Consider the following 24,492-nt stretch of genomic DNA (forward strand, 5'->3'; position numbering starts at 1 on the left):
AGTCTCCTGACGTCGCTTTGGCGAGATTCGGGCGAATGCTTTCTCGGCCCGCGGATCGAGGATGACGGGATCGGGATGCTCCCGATCGAATGCTCCGAGCACGAGGCGGGCGGCGGCGCCAAGGCGCTGCCGCCCTTCCTCGTCCAGGACGCCCTCGCCTATCGGTCGATCTCCCCGAACACCACGTCCAGCGTTCCGATGATCGCCGCCACGTCGGCCAGCTGGTGGCCGCGCGTGATGTGGTCCATCGCCTGCAGGTGCAGGTATCCCGGCCCGCGCAGCTTGATGCGGTAGGGCTTGTTGGTCCCGTCGGAGACCATGTAGACCCCGAACTCCCCCTTCGGGTTCTCGGCCGCGGCATAGACCTCGCCCTCGGGCACGCGGAAGCCCTCGGTATAGAGCTTGAAGTGGTGGATCAGGCTCTCCATCGAGGTCTTCATGTCGCCGCGCGAGGGCGGGGTCATCTTGCCCCGGGCCAGCACGTCGCCCTGCCCCTCCGGGGCCCGCAGCTTCTCGATGGCCTGCTGCATGATGCGGACCGACTGCCGCATCTCCTCCATCCGGACGAGGTAGCGGTCGAAGCAGTCGCCGTTCCTGCCGGTCGGGATCAGGAACTCGAACTCGTCGTAGCACTCGTAGGGCTGCGCGCGGCGCAGGTCCCAGGCGAGGCCCGATCCCCGCGCCATCACGCCCGAGAATCCCCAGTCCATCACCTCCTGCTCGGAGACGATGGCGATGTCGACGTTGCGCTGCTTGAAGATCCGGTTCTCGGTCAGCAGCCCGTCGATGTCGTCGAGCACCGTCGGGAAGTGCTGGCACCACGCCTCGATGTCGTCGATCAGGTCGGTGGTTATGTCCTGGTGCACGCCGCCGGGCCGGCAATAGGCCATGTGCATCCGCCCGCCCGAGGCGCGCTCGCAGTAGGTCATGAGCTTCTCGCGCTCCTCGAAGCCCCAGAGCGGCGGCGTCAGCGCGCCCACGTCCATCGCCTGCGTGGTGACGTTGAGCAGGTGGCTCAGGATGCGCCCGATCTCGGCGTAGAGCACGCGGATCAGCTGCGCCCGCCGCGGAACGGGCGTGCCGGTCAGCTTCTCGATCGCCATGCACCAGACATGCTCCTGGTTGAACGGCGCGACATAGTCGAGTCGGTCCAGATAGGGCAGGTTCTGGAGGTAGGTCCGGCTCTCCATCAGCTTCTCGGTGCCGCGGTGGAGCAGGCCGATATGCGGGTCGCACCGCTCCACGATCTCGCCGTCGAGCTCCAGCACGAGACGCAGCACGCCGTGCGCCGCCGGGTGCTGCGGTCCGAAGTTGATGTTGAAGTTGCGGATCTTCTGCTCGCCGGTGAGGGCGTCTTCGTAGCCGCGCGGGGATGTCAGGTCACCGTCCATCATGTCGGTCTCCTCAAACTTTCAGGTCCGAGGCGCCCATCGTGCGGAACACCTTGGTCAGCAATTTCCAGCTTCCCTCCACCCGCACGAACCCCAGATGGTCCTCATAGCGGCGCGGCGGCACGTCGACCCAAAGGTGGACGCGCGCGATCTCGTCGCCCGCCACGTCGATGCTCAGGATCTCCGCCGAGACCTCGCCCGGGAAGGCAGACCGCCCGCGCACACGCGCGAGGTAGGACGCCTTGTCCCAGAAATTCGCGCCGCCCTCGGCGGTGATCTCTGTCATCTGGAACCGATCGTGGCAGATCTCTTCAAAGATCTCGGGGCGGGCGTGGTAGACGCCCTCGCAATAGGCCTCGGCCAAGGCACGGATGGCGGCCTCGGAGGAAACGACACCAACCATCACGAGACGCCCCGGGGCTTGTCGTCCTTGAAGGCCATGACCCAGAGAAGGATCAGCGCCACGAGCGGGAAGATCGCCAGGAGGCCGAGCCAGCTCGGCATCCCGAAGCGGGGCAGCAGCTTCCAGAACGGGATCACGACCAGCGCGCCGAGGATCAGCATCCAGCCGAAACCGCCCAGGCCCATGCCATAGGAGCCCATCATGCCTTGCCCCCCTTCTCGTCCCCCGGCAGCATGTATTCCGCACCCTCCCACGGGGAGAGGAAGTCGAAGATCCGGTATTCCTGCGTCAGGTTCACCGGCTCGTAGACGACGCGCTTCTGCACCTCGTCGTAGCGGACCTCGGTATAGCCCGTCGTCGGGAAGTCCTTGCGCATCGGATAGCCGCGGAAGCCGTAGTCGGTGAGGATGCGGCGCAGGTCCGGGTGGCCCGAGAAGAGGATGCCGAACATGTCGAACACCTCCCGCTCGAACCAGTTGGCCGAGGGATGGATGTCGATGATCGAGGGGACGATCTCTTCCTCGCGCACATAGGCCTTCAGCCGGATGCGCTGGTTCCGGTACATCGACAGGAAGTGGTAGACGACGCAGAAGCGCTTTTCGTCGCCCGGATAATCGATGGCGGTGATGTCCACCAGCGAGGCGAAGCGGCACTGCTCGTCGGTCTTCAGGAAGTCGACCAGCGCGGGGATGTCGGTCGGCTGGGCCTCCACGGTCAGTTCGTCCCGCGCGATGGTCCAGTCGGCCACCAGGTCCGGCTGGCGCAGCTTCACGTGATCGATCAGCTCGGCGAGTTGCTGGGTCATCGCAGCGATCCTTCCATTTCCGCGCGGCTCATCTCACGAGTGTCCCCGTCCGGCGGATCTTCCGCTGAAGCTGCAGCAGCCCGTAGAGCAGCGCCTCGGCCGTCGGCGGGCATCCCGGAACATAGAGGTCCACCGGCACGATCCGGTCGCAGCCCCGCACCACGGAATAGCTGTAGTGATAATAGCCGCCCCCGTTCGCGCAGGAGCCCATCGATAGCACATAGCGCGGCTCGGGCATCTGGTCGTAGACCTTGCGCAGCGCGGGGGCCATCTTGTTGGTCAGCGTGCCGGCCACGATCATCAGGTCCGACTGGCGCGGAGAGGCGCGGGGCGCCATGCCGAAGCGTTCCGCGTCGTAGCGGGGCATGGCGGTATGCATCATCTCGACGGCGCAGCAGGCCAGCCCGAAGGTCATCCAGTGCAGGCTGCCGGTGCGCGCCCAGTTGATGATGTCCTCGGTCGAGGTCAGCAGGAAGCCCTTGTCCTGAAGCTCCCGGTTGAGGAGCTGCGTCGCATGCTCCTTGTCGCCGCCTGCGGTGTTCAGGGATGTCTGCACGCCCATGGCTCGCTCCTGGCTATGTCGAGGCGCGGTCTGGGGGCGCCCCGGGGTGGTCTGCGGTCTACCGCGCGGCCCAGACAGGGTCAACGCGGGCTCGGAGAACATATAAGGAGGCCGGACCGCTTCCCCCCTGCGACCGAACGTAGCCCGGGCTTGGCCGCAGAATGCCTGACGCCGCGCCGGAGGCGCCCTCGATGTGGGATGGTTGGGGCGGAGGTCTTTCGGTTAGGCAGAAGGAGAAGGGGCTTGAGTCCCAGGAGGCCGTTCCAGCCGAGTATACCGGGCGGAGAAGCGCAGGTTCGTCCTGACCGGTCATCCACTCCCCGGCGCATATTGCGGCACAGGTCATAGAATCGAGGTTGCGTCCGGGGCCATTGCCCCTGCCTTCCCGACGAAGATATCCCGCTGGGGCGCAGGCTGCGAAACGCCGGCGGTGCGGCGGGCCGCCCTCCAGCATCACTCCCAGTCGAGCGCGCCCTTCTTCCATTCGTAGGCGAAGCCCACGGTCAGAACCGTCAGGAAGACCATCATCGACCAGAAGGCGGCGTCCGTCAGGCCCGCGAAGGACACGGCCCAGGGGAACAGGAACGCGATCTCGAGGTCGAAGATGATGAACAGGATCGCCACGAGGTAGAAGCGCACGTCGAACTTCATCCGCGCGTCGTCGAAGGCGTTGAAGCCGCATTCGTAGGCCGACACCTTCTCGGGGTCCGGCGCGCGCACCGCGATCAGCGCCGCCGCGAGGATCAGCACGAGGCCGAGCCCGATGGCCACGCCCAGAAAGATCAGGATGGGCAGGTATTCCATGAGCATGATCGACATGAGAGGCCTCCGCGCGCTTGCGGTCCTGGTCTAGGCCGGGCGGGCGCAGACGTCAACGCGCGGTAATGACATGGCGCGCCGCACCGACGAGCGTCATCTTGACCCAGCCGGGCCCGTCCGGCGTGCGGATCAGGCACCATTGCTCGGTCGCGTTGCAGGTCTCGATCGGGCCGCCCTCGCCCGGGTCGAGCTGTCCGATGACCGCGTGGTCCGTCCCCGGCCCCGCCCGCAGGTTCACGATCCCGTCGGTGACGTTGCGCATCGGGCGGGTCATCGACAGCAGCAGCGGGGGCCGCGTCCCCGCGACGGGGTCTAGCCGCGAGGCCGCGCCGGGCGGCACGGCGTCGAGGATCGCACGTGGCAGGGGCGTGGCCTCCGGATCGAGCCCGACGCCGCTCTCCCCCGGCAGCGGAGTCACCTCGATCTCGCCCGGTAGCGGCAGGGGCCGGACCCCGGCGCCCGCGCTCTGGCTGGAGGGCAGCAACTCCATGTCGAGCCAGCCGACCTCCCGGTCGGTCGAGACGAGGCACCAGCGGCCCGACCAGTCGCAGCGCGTGACTTCGGCGGGCGCTCCGGGCGCCAGCTCGCCCACGACCGGGCCGAAGGCGTCCGGCCCGCTGCGCAGCGGGGCGGGCGCGGAGCCGAGGTTGCGGATGGGCTGCGCGGCCGCGGGCGACGCGATCAGGATGGCAAGACAGGCGAGCAGGCGAAGCATGGCGACCCCTCGGGTAACGACCGGACAAGAGATGCGCCCCGGCGAGGCCGTGGCAACCGTCAGCGCAGCGCCTGCAGCAGACCGGGGGACGGATCGCCCGTCACCGCCAGGCCATTGGCGCGCTGAAAGGCCTCGATGGCGGCGCGGCTGTTCGGGCCGATCACGCCGTCGTCGCCATCCGTATCGTAGCCCGCCGCTGTCAGCCGGCGCTGCAACTCCCTACGGTCGTCGATGTCGAGCCCGTAGCGGTCGGGCCCGAAGCCCTGCGCGAGCGGCCCGCCCCCCGCGATCCGCCCCGCCAGATAGGCCACGCCCAGCGCGTAGTTGTCGGAATTGTTGTAGCGCTTGATCGAGCCGTGGTTCGGCCCGGTGCGGAAGACCGGCCCGCCCGCATCCGTACGCAGGTTGCCGCCCGGATCCTCGCGCGAGACCAGCGCGCCGCGCTGCCAGCCGTTGCGCGACAGGTAGGCCGCGGTCGAGGCCAGCGCGTCGGACGGGTCCTCGGACCAGATGTCTCGGCGCCCGTCGCCGGTGAAGTCGACCGCGAAGGCCTGGTAGGAGGTGGGGATGAACTGCGTGTGCCCCATCGCCCCCGCCCAGGACCCGACCAGCCGCTGCGGCGTCGTGTCCCCCGATTGCAGGATGCGCAGCGCGGCGACGAGCTGCTGCTCGAAGAACCGCCCCCGCCGCCCGTCGAATGCCAGCGTCGAGGTCGAGGAGATCACGGGGATCGTCCCGCGTCGCTGGCCGTAGCGGCTCTCGACGCCCCAGATCGCGGCGACGATCTCGGCGGGCACGCCGTAGCGCGCCTCGATGGCTTCAAGCCGCCCGCGCTGCGCGGCAAAGGCGGCGCGGCCCTCGACGACGCGCTCCTCCCCGGCAATGATGGCGAGGTAGTCCTCGAAGCTGCGGCGGAACTCGGTCTGGTTGCGGTCGCGGCTGACCACGCCCGGAACGAAGCCCTGCCCCCGGAACGCGGCGTCGAGCACGTCCGCCCGGATGCCCTCGCCTGCGGCGCGGCGCTTGAAGCTCTCGACCCAGGCGGTCCAGCCGGGGGTGGTGCGCGGCACGAGGTCCGGGTCGGAATCCCGCGCGGCGGGGCGAACGGACGTCATCGGCTGCGCGCCGCCGCATCCGGCGAGCGGGATGGCGGCGAGCGAAAGCGTGAAGCTGCGTCGGGTGAGCATCGGCCTGCATGTCCTTCTGACGAGGGGTTGCCCGTCAGGCTACAGGACCGGCGCCCGGGGGCCAAGCGCCCCTTGGCGCCGCCGCCCGCCGCCACCGGCCCCGCCTCCGGTCGACCGGAGACGGCGCGCGGGTCGACCCGCGCTATTGCGCCCAGCGCGGCTTTCGCTTGTCGAAGAAGGCGCCGACGCCTTCGGCAGCCTCCTCCCCTTCCCAGCGATGGGTCAGCGCGTCGATGGTCGCCGCGATGGCCTCCTCGTCGATCACCGCGCCCAGGCTGCGGGCCAGCGCCTTGGCCTCGGCCACGGCGCCGGGCGCGCAGGAGAGATAGGGCGCGACCTCGGCCTCGACGGCCGCATCGAGCTCTTCGGCCGGGACGGCGCGTGCGATCACGCCCAGATCCCGCGCCTCGGCCGCGTCGAAACGCCGCGACGACATGAAGACCCGCCGCGCCCGCCCCTCGCCCATTCGGGCGATCACGTAGGGGCCGATGGTGGCCGGGATCAGCCCGAGCCGCGTCTCGGTCAGCCCGAAGAGCGCCGTATCGACGGCCACCGCCACGTCGCAGACGCAGGCCATGCCGACCCCGCCCCCGAAGGCCGCGCCCTGCACCCGTCCGATCAGCGGCACCGGCATGGTGTTGAGCGCCTGCAGCATCCCGGCCAGCCTGCGGCCCTCGGCCGCCCGCGTCTCGGGCGCCGCGTCGAACTGCGCGCGCATCCAGCCGAGATCGCCCCCCGCGCAGAAGCTGCGCCCCGTGCCGGTCAGGACGACCGCCCGGGTCTCGCCCAGCGCGACGCTCCGGGCGAAGTCCGTCAACTCGTCCATCATCGCCGCGTTCAGCGCGTTGTGCACGTCCGGCCGCGCCAGCGTCACCGTCGCCACCCCACGCGCGTCGCGCGCCACCTCCAGCGTCTCGTAGCTCATGCCCCGACCCTCATCCGTTGCGCCATCCGTCCCGCCTCGGCCACGATCCCGGCATCGAGCCCCGTGGCATGGCCCCGCCGCTCCAGATGCGCCAGCAGCGCTTCCGTCGCGACATTCCCCGCCGCCCCCGGCGCATAGGGGCAGCCGCCCAGACCACCCACGGCGGCGTCGAAGACGCGAAGCCCCCGCGCCAGCGCCACGTCGACATTCTCCAGCGCCCGCCCGCCTGTGTCGTGGAAATGCCCGGCCAGGTTCGCGGTGTCGAACTCGCCGCTCACGGCGCCCAGCATCGCGTCTACCGCCTCGGGCGTCCCTCGTCCGATCGTGTCGCCCAGCGACACCTCGTAGCAGCCGAACGCCCGCAGCGCCGCGACCACCCGCGCCACGTCGCCGGGCGGCACCGGCCCGTCGAACGGACAATCCGTCACGCAGGAGACATAGCCCCGGACCGGCATCCCGTCCGCCCGCGCCGCCTCGACCACCGGCTCGAACCGCGCGAGGCTCTCGGCGATGGTGGCGTTCAGGTTCGCCCGGGAGAAGCCTTCGGACGCGGAGGCGAAGATCGCCACCTCGTCCGCCCGCGCCGCCCGCGCGCCCTCGTAGCCCCGCAGGTTGGGCGTCAGCGCGGCATAGCGCACGCCCGGCGCCCGCACGATGCCCGCCAGCACCTCGGCCCCGTCGGCCATCTGCGGCACCCATTTCGGCGAGACGAAACTCGCCACCTCGATCCGCCGGAATCCGGCCTGCGACAGCATGTCGACCAGCGCGATCTTCTCCGCCGCCGGGATCGCCCGCGCCTCGTTCTGCAACCCGTCGCGGGGCCCCACCTCGAAGATCTCGACGGGATCAGGCATCGGGCACCTCGTAGAACTCGCGATCGTAGAACGCCTGCTCCCCATCCTTCGCCCGCGCGGCGGCGAAGGCAGGGCGCGCCGCCAGCCGCGCCTTGTAGGCCTCGATCTTCGGGAACGGGTCCATCCGCACGAAGCGCGGCGCCGCCCAGAGGTTGAAGCCCAGCATGACGTCGGCGGCCGAGAAGCCGCCTACCAGCAGATACCCGTCCTCGCGCAGCCTCCCCTCCAGCGCGCGCAGCGTGTCGCGCAGCCGCGCCGTCAGGATCTTCACCACCGCCGGCGAGGGCCGCGCGGGCGGGCGCAGGAAGACGTGGTTGAGGTTCAGGTTCTCGATCAGCGAGGCCATGGTCTCGGCGAAATGCAGCCCCTGCAGCCAGGCCACCCGCTCGCCCGATCCCGGCCCCCGCCCGAGCCCCGCCTCCGGATGCCGCTCCGCAAGGTATTCGAGGATCGCCCCGCTCTCGAACAGGCCCTGCCCGTCGATCTCCAGCGCCGGGACGCGGCCCGCGGGCGTCACCGCCAGCACCTCCGGCGCGCGCAGGCTTCCCCCGGTGATCGTGTGCGGCACGATCTCGGCCTCCAGCCCCAGCTCCTCCAGCATCCACAGGACGCGGAACGACCGAGAGGCCGGCACGTGATGCAGAACGATCCGGCTCATCCCCGCTCCCCTCCTTCTCGTGGCCCGAAATACTCCGGGGGGAGTCGCCGCAGGCGACGGGGGGCAGAGCCCCCCTCGACGGCGCTGCCAGGCGACTCCTGCCGCCCCGTGGCCTGCGTCTGCGGGCACCGACCGCTATTCATCGCCTGCGCCCCCCTCCTCCATCCGCACCAGCGCCGCCCCGGCCTCGACCTGCGCGCCGGGGGCGACCAGCACCTCGGCCACGGTGCCGTCATGGGGCGCGACCAGCGTGTGCTCCATCTTCATCGCCTCCAGCACGGCCAGCCGGGCACCCCGGGCGACCTTGGCCCCGGGCTTGACGAAGACCGCCTTGACGAGGCCGGGCATCGGCGCCTCGACCACGCCCGAGGCCGCGCCCGCCGCCCCGGCGACCGCGAGAGGATCCGGCACGCCGAAGGAATAGACGTTGCCCCAGAAGACGTGGACGGCGCCCGGGGCGCGGCCGATCTCGGCAGGCACGCGCGCACCGTCCACGGACCAGCCGCCGTCACGCCGGACCTCGTGGACCGCGTCCCCGACGGCGACCCGGAACTGTCCCGGCCCCAGCGCCTCGACGGTCGCGTCGATCTCCTCCTCGCCCCGTTCCAGCACCTGCCGCCAGCGCAGCGGCGCCCAGAGATGCACGCCCTCGAAGCCCGCGCCCTCGTCCAGCCCCAACGCCCCCAGCGCGGCCAGCGCCCGCGCCCGCGTGCAGGGGACCGGCGCGGCGACCAGCGCGGCGACATGGCGGTTGATCAGCCCGGTATCGACGTCGCCCCGGACGAAATCCTCCTGCGCCGAGAGCTTGCGCAGGAAGGACAGGTTGGTGACCGTGCCCGCAACCCGGGTTCCAGCCAGCGCGCGTTCCAGCTGCATCAGCGCGACCGCGCGGGTCGGCCCGTGGACCGTGAGCTTGGCAATCATCGGGTCGTACCACGGGCTGATCGTGTCGCCGGGGCGGACGCCCGTATCGGCGCGGGCGCCCGGCGGGAAGGCCAGATGCGTCAGCGTCCCGGTCGCGGGCAGGAAGCCTGCCGCGGCATCCTCGGCGTATAGCCGCGCCTCGAAGGCATGGCCGGTGATCGACAGGTCCTCCTGCGCGAGCCAGAGCGGCTCGCCCGAGGCGACGCGCAGCATCCATTCCACGAGGTCCACGCCGGTGATCGCCTCGGTCACCGGATGCTCGACCTGCAGCCGCGTGTTCATCTCCATGAAGTAGAACCGGTCCGGACGCAGCCCCTCCGAGGCGTCGACGATGAACTCGACGGTGCCCGCGCCGGAATAGCCGATGGCCTCGGCAGCGCGGACGGCGGCCTCGCCCATGGCGGTGCGCATCTCCAGCGTCATGCCGGGGGCGGGCGCCTCCTCGATGACCTTCTGATGGCGGCGCTGGAGCGAGCAGTCCCGCTCGAACAGATGCACCGCCCGGGTGCCGTCGCCGAAGACCTGCACCTCGATATGGCGCGGGGTGGCGACGTATTTCTCGACCAGCACCCGGTCGTTGCCGAAGGCCTTGGCCGCTTCGGAGCGTGCCGCCTCCAGCGCGTCGGCGAAGTCGGTGGCGCGGTCGACGCGGCGCATCCCCTTGCCGCCGCCGCCCGCCACGGCCTTGATCAGTACCGGGTAGCCGATCGCCTCGGCCTCCGAGGCCAGCCGCTCCGGCGCCTGGTCGTCGCCGCGATAGCCGGGGACGACGGGCACGCCCGCTTCCTCCATCAGCGCCTTGGCGGCGTCCTTCAGACCCATCGCGCGGATCGCCCGCGCCGAGGGGCCGATGAAGACGAGACCCGCCGCCTCGACCGCCTCCACGAAATCGGGGTTCTCGGAGAGGAACCCATAGCCGGGATGGATCGCCTCGGCCCCGGTCGCGCGGGCGGCCTCGATGATGGCATCGCCGCGCAGGTAGCTGTCGGCGGGCGCGGCGGCGCCCAGCGAGACGGCCTGGTCCGCCATCGCGACATGACGCGCGCCCGCGTCCACGTCTGAATGGACGGCGACCGTGGCCACGCCCATGCGGCGGCATGTGTCGATCACGCGGCAGGCGATCTCGCCCCGGTTGGCGATCAGGATCTTGCGGAACATCGGAGCCCCCTCGGATGTCGGAAATGGGTCGGGCGCGGGCCCTCGGCCCGTCCGTCACCCCCGAGTGGGGCGAGGGTCAGTCCGGGCAGCCGCCCGCGCGGTGGAACACGATCTCGTCCGCCATCCCGCGGCGGACCGAGGCGCAGTCGGGACGGCCCGGCAGCGCATGGGACGTGAAGCCGGTGAGGCCCTCGTCCGGAACCGGCCCCGGTGCCCGGGCCGTCGGCCGCGGCGAGACGGAAACGCCCGTCACGGGCGCCGCGGCGTCCACGGGGGCCGGGGCCTCCGCGCGCCGCTCCCGGAAGGAGGCGACCAGGGGCTCGATCCGTGACAGGGCGATCTCTCCGCCCGGACCCTTCCAGACAGAGAGCACCGCCGCCGCGGCGATGGCCGGGATCACGAAGACCGTCATGACAGCGCGCAGGATTCCGCGGCCCCGGCCCGCGCGCCGCGGCAGCGCAGGCATCGCGGTCGCGGAGACATCCGCGGGCAGCTCCGGCTTCGCCGAGGCCGCCACCCACTCGCCGCTGTCGTCGAGGACCCATCCCGCCCCGCCGCTGCGCCGCCTGTCCTGATCCCAAGCATTCATGGCACTCGCCTATCGGGGCTTCACGGCCCTTTTTCGGCGAAACGGGCCGGATTTGCGGCGCCTGCGCGACGATCCCGCAGCAGATCGGCAGATGCCGGGGCTGGGGAAGCCGATTTCCGTGCCCCGCATCACCGGCTCGCAGCCGGGCGCCGTCGTCCGGCGCGCCGGGAGCCGCGGGGTCGGCCGCCGGTCGGCAGGTCCGGCGGACCTGGCGCCAGTCCGGCTCGGCAACGCGGTGGAACGGGGGCATCGTCACAGCACCTCCACCAGACGAAAGCGCTCGCAGAGCAGCGGCAGATCGGGGGACCAGCCGCCGTTTCGCTCGAAGAAGCGGACATGGCCGTCCCACCAGGCCTGGAAGTCGCCCTCCCCTTCCGCCAGGGCGAAGGCCTCCGGCACCTCGTCGAAGGGCCGCTCGACCACGTCGACGGTCTCGATCACGGCGGCAGGGGTCCAGTCCCAGAGGCAAGCGATGTCGCGCCGCCCGACCTCCGGCCGGTCCTCGGGAGTGAAATCGCGCAGGGCGCCGCAGGTCGCGGTCTTGCGGCCGTCGATGACGAGTTGCGTAAGCTCGGCGCAGAGCTCCGGCCCGTCGCCGAAGCGGAAGGCCTGCGCGCCGGGGTAGCGGGCCTTGATGGCCTCCAGGTCGGTCATGCGACCACCTTCCAAGGCGAAGTGCGGCTGCTCGTCATCGCGGGCGCAACCTGCTGAAATCCTGTCCTCTCGGCCCGAGCGGCGTCTGGGGTGGACTGCCGATCGCGCTCCGTGCGACCGCACGCCTTGCGGCGCGCGGTTCCTCGCTTCGCAGGCCCCACCGGGGCCTGCGATCCGGCGAAGCCGGACCGCCAATCGCGCTCCGCGCGACCGCACGCCTTGCGGCGCACGGTTCCTCGCTTCGCAGGCCCCACCGGGGCCTGCGATCCGGCGAAGCCGGACCGCTCGTCACATCCGGAACACGCCAAACCGGGTCTCCTCCACCGGCGCGTTCAGCGCTGCCCGAAGCGACAGCCCCAGCACCTCGCGCGACTTCCTCGGGTCCACGATCCCGTCGTCCCAGAGCCGGGCCGAGGCATAGAGCGGGTGCGACTGCCGCGCGAACATCTCCTCGGTCGGGCGCTTGAACTCCGCCTCCTCCTCGGCGGACCAGTCCTGACCGGCCCGCTCCATCGCGTCGCGCTTGACGGTGGCGAGGACACCCGCCGCCTGCGGGCCGCCCATCACGCTGATGCGCGAGTTGGGCCAGGTCCAGAGGAAGCGCGGCTGGTAGGCGCGCCCGGCCATCCCGTAGTTTCCGGCGCCGAACGACCCGCCGACCAGCATGGTGATCTTCGGTACCGAGGTCGTGGCGACAGCGGTCACCATCTTCGCACCGTGCCGCGCGATCCCCTCGTTCTCGTATTTCCGCCCGACCATGAAGCCGGTGATGTTCTGGAGGAACACCAGGGGTGTGCGCCGCTGCGAGCAGAGCTCCACGAAATGCGCGCCCTTCTGCGCGGCCTCCGAGAACAGCACGCCGTTGTTGGCGACGATGCCGACCGGCTGGCCGTAGACCTCGGCGAAGCCGGTCACGAGCGTCTCGCCGAAGCGCGCCTTGAACTCGTCGAAGCGGGAGCCGTCGACCAGCCGGGCGATCACTTCGCGGATGTCGTAGGGCGTGCGCAGGTCGGCGGGGACGACGTCGAGCAGCTCCTCGGGGTCGTAGGCCGGGTCTTCCCCGCGGGGAAATCCATTCATTGACAGATGGTTAACAGATCCGAGGGAGCGTACGGCGTCCCGCGCCAGCGCCAGCGCATGGGCGTCGTCCTCGGCGAGGTAGTCGGCCACGCCCGACAGCCGCGTGTGCACGTCGCCGCCGCCCAGATCCTCGGCGGTCACGACCTCTCCGGTCGCGGCCTTCACCAGCGGCGGTCCGGCGAGGAAGATCGTCCCCTGCTCGCGCACGATGATCGAGACGTCGGACATGGCGGGCACATAGGCGCCCCCCGCCGTGCAGGAGCCCATGACGACGGCGATCTGCGCGATCCCCTTCGCCGACATGCGGGCCTGGTTGTAGAAGATGCGCCCGAAATGGTCGCGGTCGGGGAAGACCTCGTCCTGGTTGGGCAGGTTCGCGCCGCCGCTGTCGACGAGGTAGATGCAGGGCAGCCGGCATTCCTCGGCGATCTCCTGCGCGCGCAGATGTTTCTTGACGGTGATCGGGTAGTAGGTCCCGCCCTTCACGGTCGCGTCGTTGCAGACGACCATGACGTCGCGGCCATGCACCCGGCCCACGCCCGCGATGGCCCCGCCGCCGGGCGCCGCGCCGTCATACAGGCCGTGACCGGCGAAGACCCCGACCTCGAGGAACGGAGACCCCGGATCGAGCAGCCCCGCCACCCGGTCGCGCGGCAGCATCTTGCCGCGGGAGAGGTGCCGCTCGCGCGCCTTCTCGCCTCCGCCGCCCTGGGCGATGGCGGCCGCCTCGCGGATCTCCTCCAGGGCGGCGAGATGCGCGGTGCGGTTGGCCTTCGCCTGGTCGGACCCGGCGATGAGGGTGGAGGTGAGCTTCATGCGACGACTCCTTCCTCGCCGGTGCGGGCGCGGCAGGGCCGTCGCGCCGGAGGTGTCGTCGCGGCGCCGTATACCGGGAGCGACGGATCGCCCCCTAGCTGCCCAGTTCCTTCTTCACCTGCTCCAGCTCCTTGTCGAGGAAGTAGGAGATCAGCGAGCGGATCACGACCAGCAGGCCGAGGAAGAACAGGTCGATCATCTTGAGGCTGAGCGCGGTGTGGATGATGTCCGAGACGATCAGGAACTCCAGCCCCGCGAGGATGTAGCGGCCCAGCTCCACCCGCTCGCGGTTGATGCCCTTGACCCGGCGCACGCCCTCCCGCTGGATCTCGGCGCGCAGGAAGCCCACCACGAAGCGGGTCGCCCCGATCAGCAGGATCGCGATGGCGAGCAGGTCGATCACCACCACCGCCCAGTCGAGCAGGTGCACCAGCCAGTCCAACTGCCCGTGCAGAACGCCCGCCTCGCGGTCGTAGCCGAGCCAGCCGAGCAGCTGCTCCGCGTCGTCCTGCTCCGTGCCTTCCATCGTCCGCTCCCTCTCTGGCCGAGGGGCAAACGCCCGAGCCGCCGGAGGGTTTCAGCTGCGCAGCCGGGCGGGGGACGGACCGGGGCGGGATCACCCCATCGCTCCCATCAATTCCCGCCCGACCAGCATCCGGCGGATCTCAGAGGTGCCCGCCCCGATCTCCATCAGCTTGGCGTCGCGGAAGATGCGGCTGACGGGGCTGTCGTTCATGAAGCCCGCCCCGCCCATCGCCTGAACGGCCTGGTGCGCCTGCTTCATCGCCTCCTCCGAGGCATAGAGCACGCAGGCCGCCGCGTCCTGGCGCGTTACCTCACCCCGGTCACAGGCCTTGGCGACCGCATAGACATAGGCGCGGGCGGAGTTCATCGCGGTGTACATGTCCGCGATCTTGCCCTGCATCAGCTGGAAGCTTCCGATCGGCTTTCCGAACTGCTTGCGGTCGCGCAGGTAGGGCATGATCTCGTCCAGACAGGCGGCCATGATGCCGGTGCCGATGCCCGACAGGACGACCCGCTCGTAGTCGAGCCCGGACATCAGAACCTTCACCCCGCCGCCCTCCTCGCCGAGGACGTTCTCGTAGGGGACCTCGACATCCTCGAAGACCAGCTCAGCGGTGTTGGAGCCGCGCATCCCCATCTTGTCGAAATGGGGCGAGGTCGAGAACCCGGTCATCGCCTTCTCGATCAGGAAGGCGGTGATGCCCTTCGACCCGGCCTCGGGGTCCGTCTTCGCGTAGACGACCAGCGTGTCGGCGTCGGGGCCGTTGGTGATCCAGTACTTCGTGCCGTTGAGGACGTAGCGGTCGTTGCGCTTCTCGGCGCGCAGCTTCATCGACACCACGTCGGAGCCCGCGCCCGCCTCGGACATGGCCAGCGCGCCGACATTTTCGCCCGAGATCAGGCCGGGCAGGTACTTCGCCTTCTGCTCCGGGGTGCCGTTCAGCGCGATCTGGTTGACGCAGAGGTTGGAATGGGCGCCGTAGGAAAGGCTGACCGAAGCCGAGGCGCGCGCGATCTCCTCCACCGCGATGGTATGGGCGAGATAGCCCATCCCGGCGCCGCCATCCGCCTCGGGCACCGTGATGCCAAGCAGGCCCAACTCGCCCATCTCGCGCCAGAGCTCGGAGGGGAAGGTGTTGGTGCGGTCGATCTCGGCCGCCATCGGCTTCACGCGCTCCTGCGCCCAGCGATGGACCATCTCGCGCAGCGCGGCGACGTCCTCGCCCTCGTCGAAACGCATGGTGGCGGTGAACATGGCGGCCTCCCGGTCTGTCGCCCCTCGCGGGGAATTAAACGTTCGTTCAATTAATAGCGGTCGGCGGCGCCGTCGTCCAGTGCTCGCCGCCTTTTCGTTCCTCCGCGCGCGCTAGGTGAGGGGGCAGACCTGACGCGAGCGGAGCTTTCGCCCATGACCCAGTCTCTCGATCAGTTCGGTGCCAGCGGGAACGGACGGACCGACGATACCGCGGCATTCCAGCGCGCGGTGGACTGGTCCGCGCAGCAAGGCGGCGCGACGGTCCGGGCGGTCCCGGGCGCCGTGTACCGCCTGACCGATCGCGTGCGCTCGATCGGTGCCCTCGGCCTCGAACTCGGCGATGCGGAAATCTTCCTCGATGCAGAGCCTGCAGGGCTCCACGCCTCTGCGAGGCTGGAAGGGCCTTTCGATCTGACCGAAGCCTACGAGGGCGGCCTGCACTTGCCCGTCGCCCTGCCACCCGAAGCGCCCCTGCCCGCGCCGGGCAGCTGGATAAAGGTGATCTCGGATGCGCTGGAGCCCTACCAGAGGGACAGGGGCGCCGACGATCGTGTCTATCCGATCGCGGAATGGGCCGAGATCGGCGAGGGTTCGACGCGGTCCCGACTTGCGCTGGCGAGGCCGCTCCGGCAGCGGCGCGGGATCGATCCGCGCTCCGCGCCCGGCGACGAGCCGGCGGTCTGGCCCTGGGCTGCGCGCTTCTCGCCCCGGATGGTCTGGGCGCATGCCGATCCCGTCACGATCACCGGCGGGATCTGGGCGCATCCCCCAGAGCGGGACGGATGGCACGAACCGACGATCGTCATCGCCGGCCATATCGGCCCCAGGCTGGAACGGGTCCACGTCGCCCGCGGCTACGACACCGCGATCCGACTGACGGGCACCCAGGGCGCGCAGGTTCTCGACTGCCGGACCGAGAACCTCGCCAACGATCCGTCGCAGGGCCGGTTCGGCTATGGCGTGGCGGAAGGCGGTGCGCGGAGCACCCTGGTCCACGGGCTACGGGGGCGCGACACCCGCCATCTCTTCACCACCAGCATCGGCCCGGCCCGGCGCGGCGAGCGTCGTCCCGCCTTCCTGATCGGCCTCGGCACGAGCGAGGGCGCGCTGGTCCGCGACGGCAGCGCAGGGCCGCATGAGCTCGCCCCGTGGGACACCCATCACGACGCTCGCTATGTCACGTTCGAGCGTATCGCCGCTTCCGGCGGAAAAAGTCCGGCGGTCGCGATCCGAGGGCGCCAAATTGCCGTCAGGGGCCTCACGCTGGACGGAACGGGACGCGGCCTTTCGGTCTTCGCGGACTACAGCAGTGGACAGGTCGAGGATGATCTTTGGCTGAACGGGACCACGCGGGCGGACTATCCGATGGCCCAGATCTCCGACTACTCCGGCAGCTGCCGGACGGCGCCCGTCGCAGTGCGTGCCGCGGCGCTGTCGCTCGCCGGGACAGGGCGGATCGCCGCCCAGGGCCATTGCGGCCTTCGGATCAACAGCGGCGCGGTGACCGTGACGGGCGCCCATCACCTGATCCTCGGCCCCGGGGCGACCGCGGAGGAAGAGGACGCACTGATTCTCCTCTCCCCCGGTCACGAGAAGACGCGCCGGGTGTTCGGCGGCGCGACGCTCGACGTGGCAGGACTGCTGGAGGTGGACGGGACCGGCGTGCGGCGGCCCGGCCTCCATGGGCTGCGCCTCGGCCCGGAGACGCGGATGCGCGTTTCGGGCCTGCTGGTGCTGCGCCTTCCGGCTGCTGCCGGGGTACTGCGCACCGGCGAGGGCGCACTGACCTTCATCGGGGACGGTGCGATGGCAGTGACGCGGCCGGAGCGGGACGGTGCCACGCTCCACGACGCGGGCGGCACGACAGAGATCACCGAGCGCGCGCTGGGCAGAAGGATCGCTGCCCTCGCCCCCCGCCCCTGAAAGCGCGGAATCCCGTACTTGACCCTTGCGCACACCCGGCCCACCGTTTGCGCATTGAAACCCGAGGAGTTCAGGCCATGCGCTATTACGTCGCCTTCTATCGCGGCAAGGGCACGATGGCCGACCGCATCGTGCGCTGGGCCACCCGCTCTCCGTTCAGCCATTGCGAATTGATCCTGACCGACCGGACGCCCCGGCGGGGCGACACGGTGCGCTGCATCTCGGCGTCGGGGCGGGACGGAGGCGTGCGGATCAAGGACATCCGGCTCACGCCCGGGAAGTGGGACATCTACGCCGTGCCCTGGGCGCCCGCGGACGCCTGGGCGCGGGCCGAGGCCAAGCTGGGCCAGCCCTACGAGCTCTGGACGATGGTGCTGTCGCAGCTGTTCAACTTCCGCAAGAACGCGCGTGACAAGTGGTTCTGCTCGGAACTGGTGGCCCATGCGCTGGGGCTCAACATGCCGCATGCCAAGTCGCCGGGCGACCTGCTGCGCGACATCGACGACCATTCCGACACATGGCAGCTTGCGCAGGAGGCTTTCGCAAAGCCGCGCGCCGAGGACGGGCCCGACGAGGAAATCGGCGCGGCGACCTGAAGGGCCGACGGGGCCCCGGGTTCAGACGAGGTGCCGGGCGGCCTCCTCCCCGGTGATCCGCGCGATCATGGCGCAGTCCGCGAGGTCGAAGGTAAGGGGCACGCGCAGGTCGATCAGCCGGGCGAGAACCGCGTCGGTGCGGGGTAGCGCCTGCGCCTCGACATATTCCCAGTGGCGATGGGCCGAGGTGAAGCCCGCCGCCTGTTTCGCCCCGAACCACTTCCATTCCACGCCCCGCGCGCCGCACGCCTCGACGAAGGCCGGCAGCCGGGCCGGGTCGTCCGCGAGAAGCTGGATCGAGGAGCCGACATAGGCCTCCGCCTGCGGGCGCGGGATGACCGAGAGGCCCGGCGCGTCGCGAAACCCCGCCTCAAGCGCGCGGTAGCGGTCGTTCCAGCGCTCCGCCTGCGTCGCCAGATCGCGCAACTGCGGCAGCAGGATCGCGGCGCGCAGCTCGTCCATGCGGCCCGAGACGTTGGGCATCATCCCCTTGTGGCGGGCGAACACCTCGTCCGGAGGGGCGGTGCCGTTGCGGGGGTAAAGCATGTAGCTGCCCGACAGCAGGATCATCTTCGCGGCGAGATCGGCGTCATCGGTGACGATCAGACCGCCCTCGCCGGAATTGACATGCTTGTAGGTCTGGCAGGAAAAGCAGCCGATGGCGCCCCACCGCCCCGAGGGCCGCCCCTCCCAGGCGGCGCCCATCGTGTGGGCGCAATCCTCGATCACGGCGATGCCGTGCGCGTCGCAGATCGCCATCAGGGCTGGCATGTCCGCGATATGGCCGCGCATGTGGCTCAGCATCAGGACCTTCGCGCGGTCCGCCTTGGCGGCCAGGTCGTCGAGGTCGATCACCAGATCCTCGGTCACCTCCACCAGCACCGGGCGGGCGCCGACGGCGGCGATGGCGCCCGGCACTGGCGCCAGCGTCCAGCCGTTGGTCAGCACCGGATCGCCCGGCCCCACCCCCAGCGCCCGGAGCGCGCAGCCCATCGCGTAGCCGCCCGAGGCCACGGCCAGCGCATGGGCCGCGCCGGTCTGGGCGGCGAAGACCTCTTCCAGCGCGGAGACGCGGCTCGGGCTCGCCCCGTAGCGGTGGAGCGCGCCGGAGCGCAGGACGTTGACGGCCGCGGCGATGGCTTCCTCGGGAATCGGCTCCTGCCGGGTGAAGGGCTTGGCGAAGGTTTCCATTGCGTCAGCCTGTCGGCGCGCACGCCCCGCGTCAACGGGTCTTGCCCGTCAAAGCCCGACCAGCGCCAGCGCGTTCTCGAGCTGTCCGAAATCGTGCAGCAGCGCCTCGGGCCGCAGCTCCGCCACAGCGGCGCCGCCCGGCGCGAAGGTCACGAGGATCGAGGGCACCCCCGCCGCGGCCGAGGTCTTGCGGTCCGTGTCGGTATCCCCGACCAGCACCGCGCGCGCGGGCACCCCGCCCGCTCGCTCGATCGCGGCCAGCAGGGGCAGCGCGTCGGGCTTGCGCACCGGCATCGTGTCGGCCCCGACGATGGCGTCGAAGGCGTCCGAGGCCCCCAGCGCCGCCATCAGCGCGACGGCCAGCGCCTCGGGCTTGTTGGTGCAGATCGCCACCGCGTCGCCGCGGGCGCGCAACCGCTCCACCGCCTCGCGCGCGCCGGGATAGAACCGCGTCTCGACGCAGATCGCTTCGGCATAGGCGTCGAGAAGTGGCCGATAGGCGGCATCGACCACGGCCTCGTCCACCGGCCCCGACCGCGACAGCGCCAGCCGCAGCATCGCCTTGCCGCCGCGCAGCGCCGTCGCCTGGTCCTCGATGGCCTCCGGGTCCAGCCGCTCCGGCCGGTCCAGCCGCCGCAGGGCGGCATTGGCCGCGGCCAGCAGGTCGGCGGAGGTGTCGCAGAGGGTCCCGTCCAGATCGAAGACTACACAACGTTTCATCGTTCGGTGCCCTTTCGCCGATGCCGCGGCTTGCGGCAGGTCATGGGCGAGGTAGAACGGCGGCGACCGAAGTGAAAGGCGCCGCATGCCCACAGCCCTGATCGTTCTCGCCGCCGGCCAGGGAAGCCGGATGCAGTCGGACCGGCCCAAGGTGCTGCACGAGGTGGCCCACGCCCCGCTGCTGGTCCACGCCCTGACCGCCGGAGCGGCCGTTGCGCCCGACCGGGTCGTCGTCGTCGCAGGCCATGGCGGCGACGCGGTGGAGACCGTTGCGCGCAACCATGACGAGGACGTCGTCGTCGTCCGGCAGGAGGAGCAGCTCGGCACCGGCCACGCCGTCCTGCAGGCGCGCGCGGCGCTGGCGGGATTCTCGGGCGACGTCATCGTCCTCTATGGCGACACGCCCTTCATCAGGCCCGAGACGCTGGAAGCCATGCTGGCCGCGCGCGCCGAGGGCGCCGACGTGGTCGTGCTGGGCTTCGAGGCCGCCGATCCGGGCCGCTACGGACGCCTGATCGCGACCGGCGACCGGCTGGAGCGGATCGTGGAGGCCAAGGACGCGACGCCCGAGGAACTGGCCGTCCGGCTCTGCAATTCCGGCGTGCTGGCGGCGGATGCGGAAACGCTCTTCGCGCTGCTCGACCAGGTCGGCAACGACAACGCAGCGAAGGAATACTACCTGACCGACGTGCCGGGCCTCGCACGCGCGGGGCGCATGTCGGCCCGGATCGTCACCTGCCCCGAGGCGGAGACGATGGGCGTCAACACCCGCGCCGACCTCGCCGCCGCCGAGGCTGCCTTCCAGGCGCGCGCCCGGGCCGGGGCGCTGGAGGACGGCGTCACGCTAATCGCGCCGGAGACGGTCTTCCTAGCCCTCGACACGGTCATCGGGCGCGACGCCGTGGTCGAGCCGCATGTCGTCTTCGGTCCCGGCGTCACCGTCGAGAGCGGGGCGACGATCCGCGCCTTCTCGCACCTCGAGGGATGCCACGTCTCCGAGGGCTGCGTCGTCGGGCCCTATGCCCGCCTGCGCCCGGGGGCGGAGCTGGACCGGAACGCCAAGGTCGGCAACTTCGTCGAGGTGAAGTCTGCGCAGGTCGCCGAAGGCGCCAAGATCAACCACCTGAGCTATGTCGGCGACGCCACCATCGGCCCGCGCGCCAATATCGGGGCGGGCACGATCACCTGCAACTACGACGGGGTGTTCAAGCACCGGACCGAGATCGGCGCGGACGCCTTCATCGGCTCGAACACGGCGCTGGTCGCGCCGGTGCGGGTCGGGGTAGGTGCTATGACCGGCTCGGGTTCGGTGGTGACGATGGACGTGCCGGACGGCGACCTGGCGCTTGGGCGAGCCAAGCAGGTGAACAAGCCCGGGCTCGCCGCCCGGCTGATGGCGAAACTGAAGGCCGAGAAGGCCCGGAGGACGCAATAGATGTGTGGGATCATCGGCATATTGGGCGACCACCAGGCCGCGCCTATCTTGGTCGACGCGCTGCGGCGGCTGGAATATCGCGGCTACGACAGCGCCGGGATCGCAACCGTGGCGGACGGACGACTGGACCGGCGCCGCGCCGTGGGCAAACTCGTCAACCTCGCTGACCTGCTGGTCGAGCAGCCGCTGCGCGGGCAGGCGGGGATCGGGCACACCCGCTGGGCCACCCATGGCGGGCCCTCGGTCGCCAACGCCCACCCGCACCGCGCGGGGCGCGTCGCGGTCGTCCATAACGGGATCATCGAGAACTTCCGTGCCCTGCGCGGCGAGCTTGGCGGCCCGTGGGAGAGCGAGACGGACACCGAGACCGTGGTCCGGCTGTGCGAAACGTACCTGGACCAGGGGCTTGGCCCGAAGGATGCCGCCTTCGCCACCGTCGATCGGCTGGAAGGGGCCTATGCGCTCTGCTTCCTGTTCGACGGGGAGGAGGACCTGCTGATCGCGGCGCGTGCGGGTTCGCCGCTCGCCGTGGGGCATGGCGAGGGCGAGATGTTCGTCGGCTCGGACGCCATCGCGCTGGGGCCGCTGACGGACCGGCTGACCTACCTGCAGGAGGGCGACCGCGCCGTGGTGACGCGTGCCGGGGCCCGGTTCTTCGACGCCGAGGGCAACCAGACCCATCGCGAGATGACCCGCATCCGCGTCGACGCCGCGCGGATCGAGAAGGCCGGCCACCGGCACTTCATGGCCAAGGAAATTCACGAGCAGCCGCAGACGCTTGCGGATGTCCTGGCGCTCTATCTCGACGGCGACCGGGTCGCGCCGCCGCTCGACTACGACTGGGACGCGACGGACCGCGTGCAGATGGTCGCCTGCGGGACGGCGCAGATCGCCTGTGCGGTCGCGAAATACTGGTTCGAGCAGCTGGCCCGCCTGCCCGTCGAGGTCGATATCGCCTCGGAGTACCGCTATCGCGAGGGGCCCGTCGGGGCGGAGACCACGGCCCTCTTCGTCAGCCAGTCGGGCGAGACGGCGGATACCTTGGCCGCGTTGCGCTATGCCAAGGGAAAGGCGAGGAGAATCCTGTCGGTGGTGAACGTCCCCGAAAGCTCCATCGCGCGGGAATCGGATCTCGCCTTCCCGATCCGGGCGGGGGTCGAGATCGGGGTGGCCTCGACCAAGGCCTTCGTCAACCAGCTCACGGTGCTGCTGGCACTGGCGGTCCGGGCGGGCGTGGCCCGCGGCACCATCGACGCCGCGCGCGAGGCGGAGCTGGTGGCCGCCCTGCGCGCCCTGCCCGGCCTCGTGAGCCAGGCGCTGGCCATCGAGCCGCGCTGCGAGGCGCTGGCGATGCGGCTGGCCGAGGCGACCGACATCCTGTTCCTCGGCCGCGGCACGATGTATCCGATGGCCCAGGAAGGCGCGCTGAAGCTGAAGGAAATCAGTTATATCCACGCCGAGGCCTATGCCAGCGGGGAACTCAAGCATGGCCCGATCGCGCTGGTCGACCGCACCCTGCCCGTCGTCGTCTTCGCACCGATGGACGCGGTCTTCGACAAGACCGTGTCGAACATGCAGGAGGTCATGGCCCGCGAGGGCAAGGTCCTGCTGGTGACGGATTCCAGGGGGGCCGAAGCCGCGTCCCATGGCGTCTGGGAGGTGCTGGTGCTGCCGCGGATCGACCCGGTTCTCGCGCCGATCCTCTATGCGGTTCCGGCGCAGTTGCTGGCCTATCACACGGCGGTCCACAAGGGGACGGATGTGGACCAGCCGCGCAATCTGGCGAAGTCGGTGACGGTGGAATGAGGGGGTGATCCATGGGTGACCAGCGGGTGATCCGCGTCGGACGTCGCGGATGACGCCCGAGGACGTGCTTTCGCGCCTGCGCGACGCGGGCGACCCGGAGCGCGCCGCCAGGGCCCGCGCCGCGAACCGCACCGAGCGGGAGGCCTGGGGCGTGGCGCCCGAGGTCCTGCGCGCGCTGTCGGACGAGATCCGCGAAGCGACGAGCGTCGACAGGCGCGTGCTGCTGGCGGATGCGTTCTGGCGGGCGGAGGTGCTGGATGCGCGGCTGCTGGCGCTGCGGCTGCTGACGCAGGCGCGGATGCGGCCCGATCACGGGGCCTGGGACCTGCTGTCGCGCTGGGTCTACCGCTTCGATTGCCGCGCGCTGGCCGACGCGGGAGCGGCGGCGCTGGGGCGGCGGCTGGCGGCGGAGCCGGAGCGGCTGGCGGTGCTGGAGGATTGGGCCGCCGCGTCGAACGTCTGGACCCGGCGCAGTGTCTTCGCGGCGACGACCGGCTTCGCCAGGACGCGGCATCCGTCCGAGGCGGACGCCGCGGCGCGCGAGCGGGTGCTGGCCTTGGCGGGTGCGATGGCAGAGGACAGCCGCCCCGTCATCCGGCAGGCGATCGACGGCTGGGTCGCCGCGCTGGCGAAGCACGATCCGGAGCGGGCGGCTCAGGTCGCGCGGCGATAGAGATGCCAGCTGGCATGGCCCAGCACCGGCATGACCACGAGAAGGCCGAGGAAGGCCGGGATCATCGCCACCAGCGTCGCGACGGCGATCAGCGCGGCCCAGGCCAGCATCGTCGCGAGGTTGGCGCGGGTGACGGCGAGGCTGCGCATCATCGCGGTGACGAAGTCGATCTCCCGGTCGAGCAGCATCGGCAGGCCGATCACGGTCAGCGCGAAGAGCAGGAAGGCGATGGCCCCGCCGAGGACAAGCTGCGTCAGCACCATCGCGAGCCCCGCGCCGGATGTATAGGCTGCGAGATCCGTCGGCGGGCCCAGCAGCGCGGTCGGCCCCATGAACAGCGCGAAGATCATGTGCGACAGGAACGACCAGAAGAGCAGGTAGATCAGGATCATCGCGCCGATCCAGGGCATCTGGCGGTTGCGCTCGTTCCAGACCACGCCGAGGATCGCGGCCCAGCTCAGCGGCTGCCCGGCCTCCAGCCTGCGCGAGACCTCGTAGAGACCGACGGCGAGGAAGGGCGCGGCCAGCGGGAAGCCGAGGCACATCGCCAGCGTCCAGGTCAGCGGGCCGGCGCCGAGCCCGGTCAGGACCAGCCCGCCCAGCACATAGGCCGAGGCGAAGAACAGCCCGAAGAGCGGCGCGCGCGCGAAGTCCCGCGCGCCGTCGCGCAGGCTGGCAGTCAGGTCCGGGAGACGGAGGCCGGCCGGGACCGGCGCGGGTCCCGCGCGGGTGCCGGTGTGATCCGGATCAAGGGTTTCGCCGCCCGTCATCTCGACAGCCCCCGTTCGATGTCTCTAACCTTGGCGTCATCTGAACCGCTGCAGGGGG

General features: G+C 70.8%; 25 protein-coding genes. 5 read left to right on the forward strand and 20 right to left on the reverse strand.

Annotation, left to right across the window (positions count from 1 at the left end):
• Positions 1 to 158: 158 nt before the first annotated feature.
• The 17 genes from DR046_RS02505 to DR046_RS02585 all read right to left on the reverse strand — a co-directional run bounded on the left by DR046_RS02505 (position 159) and on the right by DR046_RS02585 (position 15,320).
• On the reverse strand, positions 159 to 1,394 hold the full coding sequence (locus DR046_RS02505; protein ID WP_370815531.1) for an NADH-quinone oxidoreductase subunit D: 1,236 nt from the start codon (positions 1,392 to 1,394) through the stop codon (positions 159 to 161).
• Between the two features lie 10 nt (positions 1,395 to 1,404).
• Entirely contained in the window at positions 1,405 to 1,794 is a 390-nt protein-coding gene (locus DR046_RS02510) for a nuclear transport factor 2 family protein (protein ID WP_115379581.1), read from the reverse strand.
• Positions 1,794 to 1,997, reverse strand: a complete 204-nt coding sequence (locus DR046_RS02515) for a hypothetical protein (protein ID WP_245190763.1) — start codon at positions 1,995 to 1,997, stop codon at positions 1,794 to 1,796. Before DR046_RS02515 ends, DR046_RS02510 begins: the two co-directional genes overlap by 1 nt.
• Positions 1,994 to 2,599 (reverse strand): NADH-quinone oxidoreductase subunit C, encoded by a 606-nt coding sequence (locus DR046_RS02520; RefSeq protein ID WP_115379583.1) that lies wholly within the window; start codon positions 2,597 to 2,599, stop codon positions 1,994 to 1,996. Before DR046_RS02520 ends, DR046_RS02515 begins: the two co-directional genes overlap by 4 nt.
• A gap of 28 nt (positions 2,600 to 2,627) precedes the next feature.
• A complete protein-coding gene (locus DR046_RS02525; RefSeq protein ID WP_115379585.1) occupies positions 2,628 to 3,161 on the reverse strand; it encodes a NuoB/complex I 20 kDa subunit family protein in 534 nt (177 codons plus the stop codon).
• 453 nt (positions 3,162 to 3,614) lie between these two features.
• Positions 3,615 to 3,980, reverse strand: a complete 366-nt coding sequence (locus DR046_RS02530; protein WP_115379587.1) for an NADH-quinone oxidoreductase subunit A — start codon at positions 3,978 to 3,980, stop codon at positions 3,615 to 3,617.
• 52 nt (positions 3,981 to 4,032) lie between these two features.
• Positions 4,033 to 4,695, reverse strand: a complete 663-nt coding sequence (locus DR046_RS02535; protein ID WP_115379589.1) for an SH3 domain-containing protein — start codon at positions 4,693 to 4,695, stop codon at positions 4,033 to 4,035.
• Positions 4,696 to 4,754: 59 nt separating this feature from the next.
• Complete coding sequence (locus DR046_RS02540; protein ID WP_115379591.1) at positions 4,755 to 5,882, reverse strand: lytic murein transglycosylase; 1,128 nt, start codon at positions 5,880 to 5,882, stop codon at positions 4,755 to 4,757.
• 142 nt (positions 5,883 to 6,024) lie between these two features.
• Positions 6,025 to 6,807, reverse strand: a complete 783-nt coding sequence (locus DR046_RS02545; protein WP_115379593.1) for a crotonase/enoyl-CoA hydratase family protein — start codon at positions 6,805 to 6,807, stop codon at positions 6,025 to 6,027.
• On the reverse strand, positions 6,804 to 7,661 hold the full coding sequence (locus DR046_RS02550; protein ID WP_115379595.1) for a hydroxymethylglutaryl-CoA lyase: 858 nt from the start codon (positions 7,659 to 7,661) through the stop codon (positions 6,804 to 6,806). The genes DR046_RS02545 and DR046_RS02550 overlap by 4 nt, the downstream gene beginning before the upstream one ends.
• Positions 7,654 to 8,319, reverse strand: coding sequence for a glutathione S-transferase family protein (locus tag DR046_RS02555; RefSeq protein WP_115379597.1), 666 nt, complete (start codon positions 8,317 to 8,319; stop codon positions 7,654 to 7,656). The genes DR046_RS02550 and DR046_RS02555 overlap by 8 nt, the downstream gene beginning before the upstream one ends.
• Positions 8,320 to 8,454: 135 nt before the next feature.
• On the reverse strand, positions 8,455 to 10,401 hold the full coding sequence (locus DR046_RS02560) for an acetyl-CoA carboxylase biotin carboxylase subunit (protein WP_115379598.1): 1,947 nt from the start codon (positions 10,399 to 10,401) through the stop codon (positions 8,455 to 8,457).
• A 76-nt stretch (positions 10,402 to 10,477) separates the two neighbouring features.
• A complete protein-coding gene (locus DR046_RS02565) occupies positions 10,478 to 10,990 on the reverse strand; it encodes a hypothetical protein (protein ID WP_115379600.1) in 513 nt (170 codons plus the stop codon).
• 252 nt (positions 10,991 to 11,242) lie between these two features.
• Positions 11,243 to 11,644 carry an ASCH domain-containing protein gene (locus DR046_RS02570; protein ID WP_115379602.1) on the reverse strand — a complete coding sequence of 134 codons (402 nt, stop codon included), beginning with the start codon at positions 11,642 to 11,644 and terminating at the stop codon, positions 11,243 to 11,245.
• Positions 11,645 to 11,932: 288 nt separating this feature from the next.
• Entirely contained in the window at positions 11,933 to 13,540 is a 1,608-nt protein-coding gene (locus DR046_RS02575; RefSeq protein WP_115379604.1) for a carboxyl transferase domain-containing protein, read from the reverse strand.
• Between the two features lie 94 nt (positions 13,541 to 13,634).
• The gene (locus DR046_RS02580) at positions 13,635 to 14,066 is read right to left on the reverse strand and encodes a DUF1622 domain-containing protein (protein WP_115379606.1); all 432 of its coding nucleotides are present in this window, start codon (positions 14,064 to 14,066) and stop codon (positions 13,635 to 13,637) included.
• Between the two features lie 90 nt (positions 14,067 to 14,156).
• Positions 14,157 to 15,320 (reverse strand): isovaleryl-CoA dehydrogenase, encoded by a 1,164-nt coding sequence (locus tag DR046_RS02585; RefSeq protein WP_115379608.1) that lies wholly within the window; start codon positions 15,318 to 15,320, stop codon positions 14,157 to 14,159.
• 153 nt (positions 15,321 to 15,473) lie between these two features.
• Here DR046_RS02585 and DR046_RS02590 point away from each other — a divergent pair, with 153 nt between their 5' ends.
• On the forward strand, positions 15,474 to 17,243 hold the full coding sequence (locus DR046_RS02590; protein ID WP_115379610.1) for a hypothetical protein: 1,770 nt from the start codon (positions 15,474 to 15,476) through the stop codon (positions 17,241 to 17,243).
• Between the two features lie 77 nt (positions 17,244 to 17,320).
• Positions 17,321 to 17,839, forward strand: a complete 519-nt coding sequence (locus DR046_RS02595) for a hypothetical protein (RefSeq protein ID WP_115379612.1) — start codon at positions 17,321 to 17,323, stop codon at positions 17,837 to 17,839.
• 21 nt (positions 17,840 to 17,860) lie between these two features.
• On the opposite strand, the gene DR046_RS02600 is transcribed toward DR046_RS02595, so the two are convergent.
• The gene (locus DR046_RS02600; RefSeq protein ID WP_115379614.1) at positions 17,861 to 19,030 is read right to left on the reverse strand and encodes a DegT/DnrJ/EryC1/StrS family aminotransferase; all 1,170 of its coding nucleotides are present in this window, start codon (positions 19,028 to 19,030) and stop codon (positions 17,861 to 17,863) included.
• Positions 19,031 to 19,078: 48 nt separating this feature from the next.
• Entirely contained in the window at positions 19,079 to 19,750 is a 672-nt protein-coding gene (locus DR046_RS02605) for an HAD family hydrolase (protein WP_115379616.1), read from the reverse strand.
• A gap of 85 nt (positions 19,751 to 19,835) precedes the next feature.
• Between DR046_RS02605 and glmU the strand changes: the two genes are divergently transcribed.
• From glmU to DR046_RS02620, 3 genes are read left to right on the forward strand one after another with little or no spacing between them, the layout of a single operon-like run.
• Positions 19,836 to 21,185 carry a bifunctional UDP-N-acetylglucosamine diphosphorylase/glucosamine-1-phosphate N-acetyltransferase GlmU gene (gene glmU, locus DR046_RS02610; RefSeq protein ID WP_115379618.1) on the forward strand — a complete coding sequence of 450 codons (1,350 nt, stop codon included), beginning with the start codon at positions 19,836 to 19,838 and terminating at the stop codon, positions 21,183 to 21,185.
• Positions 21,186 to 22,991, forward strand: a complete 1,806-nt coding sequence (glmS, locus tag DR046_RS02615; protein WP_115379620.1) for a glutamine--fructose-6-phosphate transaminase (isomerizing) — start codon at positions 21,186 to 21,188, stop codon at positions 22,989 to 22,991.
• Between the two features lie 49 nt (positions 22,992 to 23,040).
• On the forward strand, positions 23,041 to 23,664 hold the full coding sequence (locus tag DR046_RS02620) for a DNA alkylation repair protein (RefSeq protein WP_115379622.1): 624 nt from the start codon (positions 23,041 to 23,043) through the stop codon (positions 23,662 to 23,664).
• On the opposite strand, the gene DR046_RS02625 is transcribed toward DR046_RS02620, so the two are convergent.
• Positions 23,646 to 24,434: a DUF2189 domain-containing protein gene (locus DR046_RS02625; RefSeq protein WP_115379624.1), complete on the reverse strand. Its 789-nt coding sequence runs from the start codon at positions 24,432 to 24,434 to the stop codon at positions 23,646 to 23,648. The genes DR046_RS02620 and DR046_RS02625 overlap by 19 nt on opposite strands.
• Positions 24,435 to 24,492: the final 58 nt, after the last annotated feature.

Source organism: Jannaschia formosa (genome assembly GCF_003340555.1).
GTDB classification, from domain to species: Bacteria; Pseudomonadota; Alphaproteobacteria; order Rhodobacterales; family Rhodobacteraceae; genus Jannaschia; species Jannaschia formosa.

Coding starts and splice junctions, on each gene's coding strand:
- DR046_RS02505 (WP_370815531.1), bottom strand. CDS start 1,394: ATGATGGACGGTGACCTGACATCCCCGCGCGGCTACGAAGACGCCCTC.
- DR046_RS02510 (WP_115379581.1), bottom strand. CDS start 1,794: ATGGTTGGTGTCGTTTCCTCCGAGGCCGCCATCCGTGCCTTGGCCGAG.
- DR046_RS02515 (WP_245190763.1), bottom strand. CDS start 1,997: ATGATGGGCTCCTATGGCATGGGCCTGGGCGGTTTCGGCTGGATGCTG.
- DR046_RS02520 (WP_115379583.1), bottom strand. CDS start 2,599: ATGACCCAGCAACTCGCCGAGCTGATCGATCACGTGAAGCTGCGCCAG.
- DR046_RS02525 (WP_115379585.1), bottom strand. CDS start 3,161: ATGGGCGTGCAGACATCCCTGAACACCGCAGGCGGCGACAAGGAGCAT.
- DR046_RS02530 (WP_115379587.1), bottom strand. CDS start 3,980: ATGTCGATCATGCTCATGGAATACCTGCCCATCCTGATCTTTCTGGGC.
- DR046_RS02535 (WP_115379589.1), bottom strand. CDS start 4,695: ATGCTTCGCCTGCTCGCCTGTCTTGCCATCCTGATCGCGTCGCCCGCG.
- DR046_RS02540 (WP_115379591.1), bottom strand. CDS start 5,882: ATGCTCACCCGACGCAGCTTCACGCTTTCGCTCGCCGCCATCCCGCTC.
- DR046_RS02545 (WP_115379593.1), bottom strand. CDS start 6,807: ATGAGCTACGAGACGCTGGAGGTGGCGCGCGACGCGCGTGGGGTGGCG.
- DR046_RS02550 (WP_115379595.1), bottom strand. CDS start 7,661: ATGCCTGATCCCGTCGAGATCTTCGAGGTGGGGCCCCGCGACGGGTTG.
- DR046_RS02555 (WP_115379597.1), bottom strand. CDS start 8,319: ATGAGCCGGATCGTTCTGCATCACGTGCCGGCCTCTCGGTCGTTCCGC.
- DR046_RS02560 (WP_115379598.1), bottom strand. CDS start 10,401: ATGTTCCGCAAGATCCTGATCGCCAACCGGGGCGAGATCGCCTGCCGC.
- DR046_RS02565 (WP_115379600.1), bottom strand. CDS start 10,990: ATGAATGCTTGGGATCAGGACAGGCGGCGCAGCGGCGGGGCGGGATGG.
- DR046_RS02570 (WP_115379602.1), bottom strand. CDS start 11,644: ATGACCGACCTGGAGGCCATCAAGGCCCGCTACCCCGGCGCGCAGGCC.
- DR046_RS02575 (WP_115379604.1), bottom strand. CDS start 13,540: ATGAAGCTCACCTCCACCCTCATCGCCGGGTCCGACCAGGCGAAGGCC.
- DR046_RS02580 (WP_115379606.1), bottom strand. CDS start 14,066: ATGGAAGGCACGGAGCAGGACGACGCGGAGCAGCTGCTCGGCTGGCTC.
- DR046_RS02585 (WP_115379608.1), bottom strand. CDS start 15,320: ATGTTCACCGCCACCATGCGTTTCGACGAGGGCGAGGACGTCGCCGCG.
- DR046_RS02590 (WP_115379610.1), top strand. CDS start 15,474: ATGACCCAGTCTCTCGATCAGTTCGGTGCCAGCGGGAACGGACGGACC.
- DR046_RS02595 (WP_115379612.1), top strand. CDS start 17,321: ATGCGCTATTACGTCGCCTTCTATCGCGGCAAGGGCACGATGGCCGAC.
- DR046_RS02600 (WP_115379614.1), bottom strand. CDS start 19,030: ATGGAAACCTTCGCCAAGCCCTTCACCCGGCAGGAGCCGATTCCCGAG.
- DR046_RS02605 (WP_115379616.1), bottom strand. CDS start 19,750: ATGAAACGTTGTGTAGTCTTCGATCTGGACGGGACCCTCTGCGACACC.
- glmU (WP_115379618.1), top strand. CDS start 19,836: ATGCCCACAGCCCTGATCGTTCTCGCCGCCGGCCAGGGAAGCCGGATG.
- glmS (WP_115379620.1), top strand. CDS start 21,186: ATGTGTGGGATCATCGGCATATTGGGCGACCACCAGGCCGCGCCTATC.
- DR046_RS02620 (WP_115379622.1), top strand. CDS start 23,041: ATGACGCCCGAGGACGTGCTTTCGCGCCTGCGCGACGCGGGCGACCCG.
- DR046_RS02625 (WP_115379624.1), bottom strand. CDS start 24,434: ATGACGGGCGGCGAAACCCTTGATCCGGATCACACCGGCACCCGCGCG.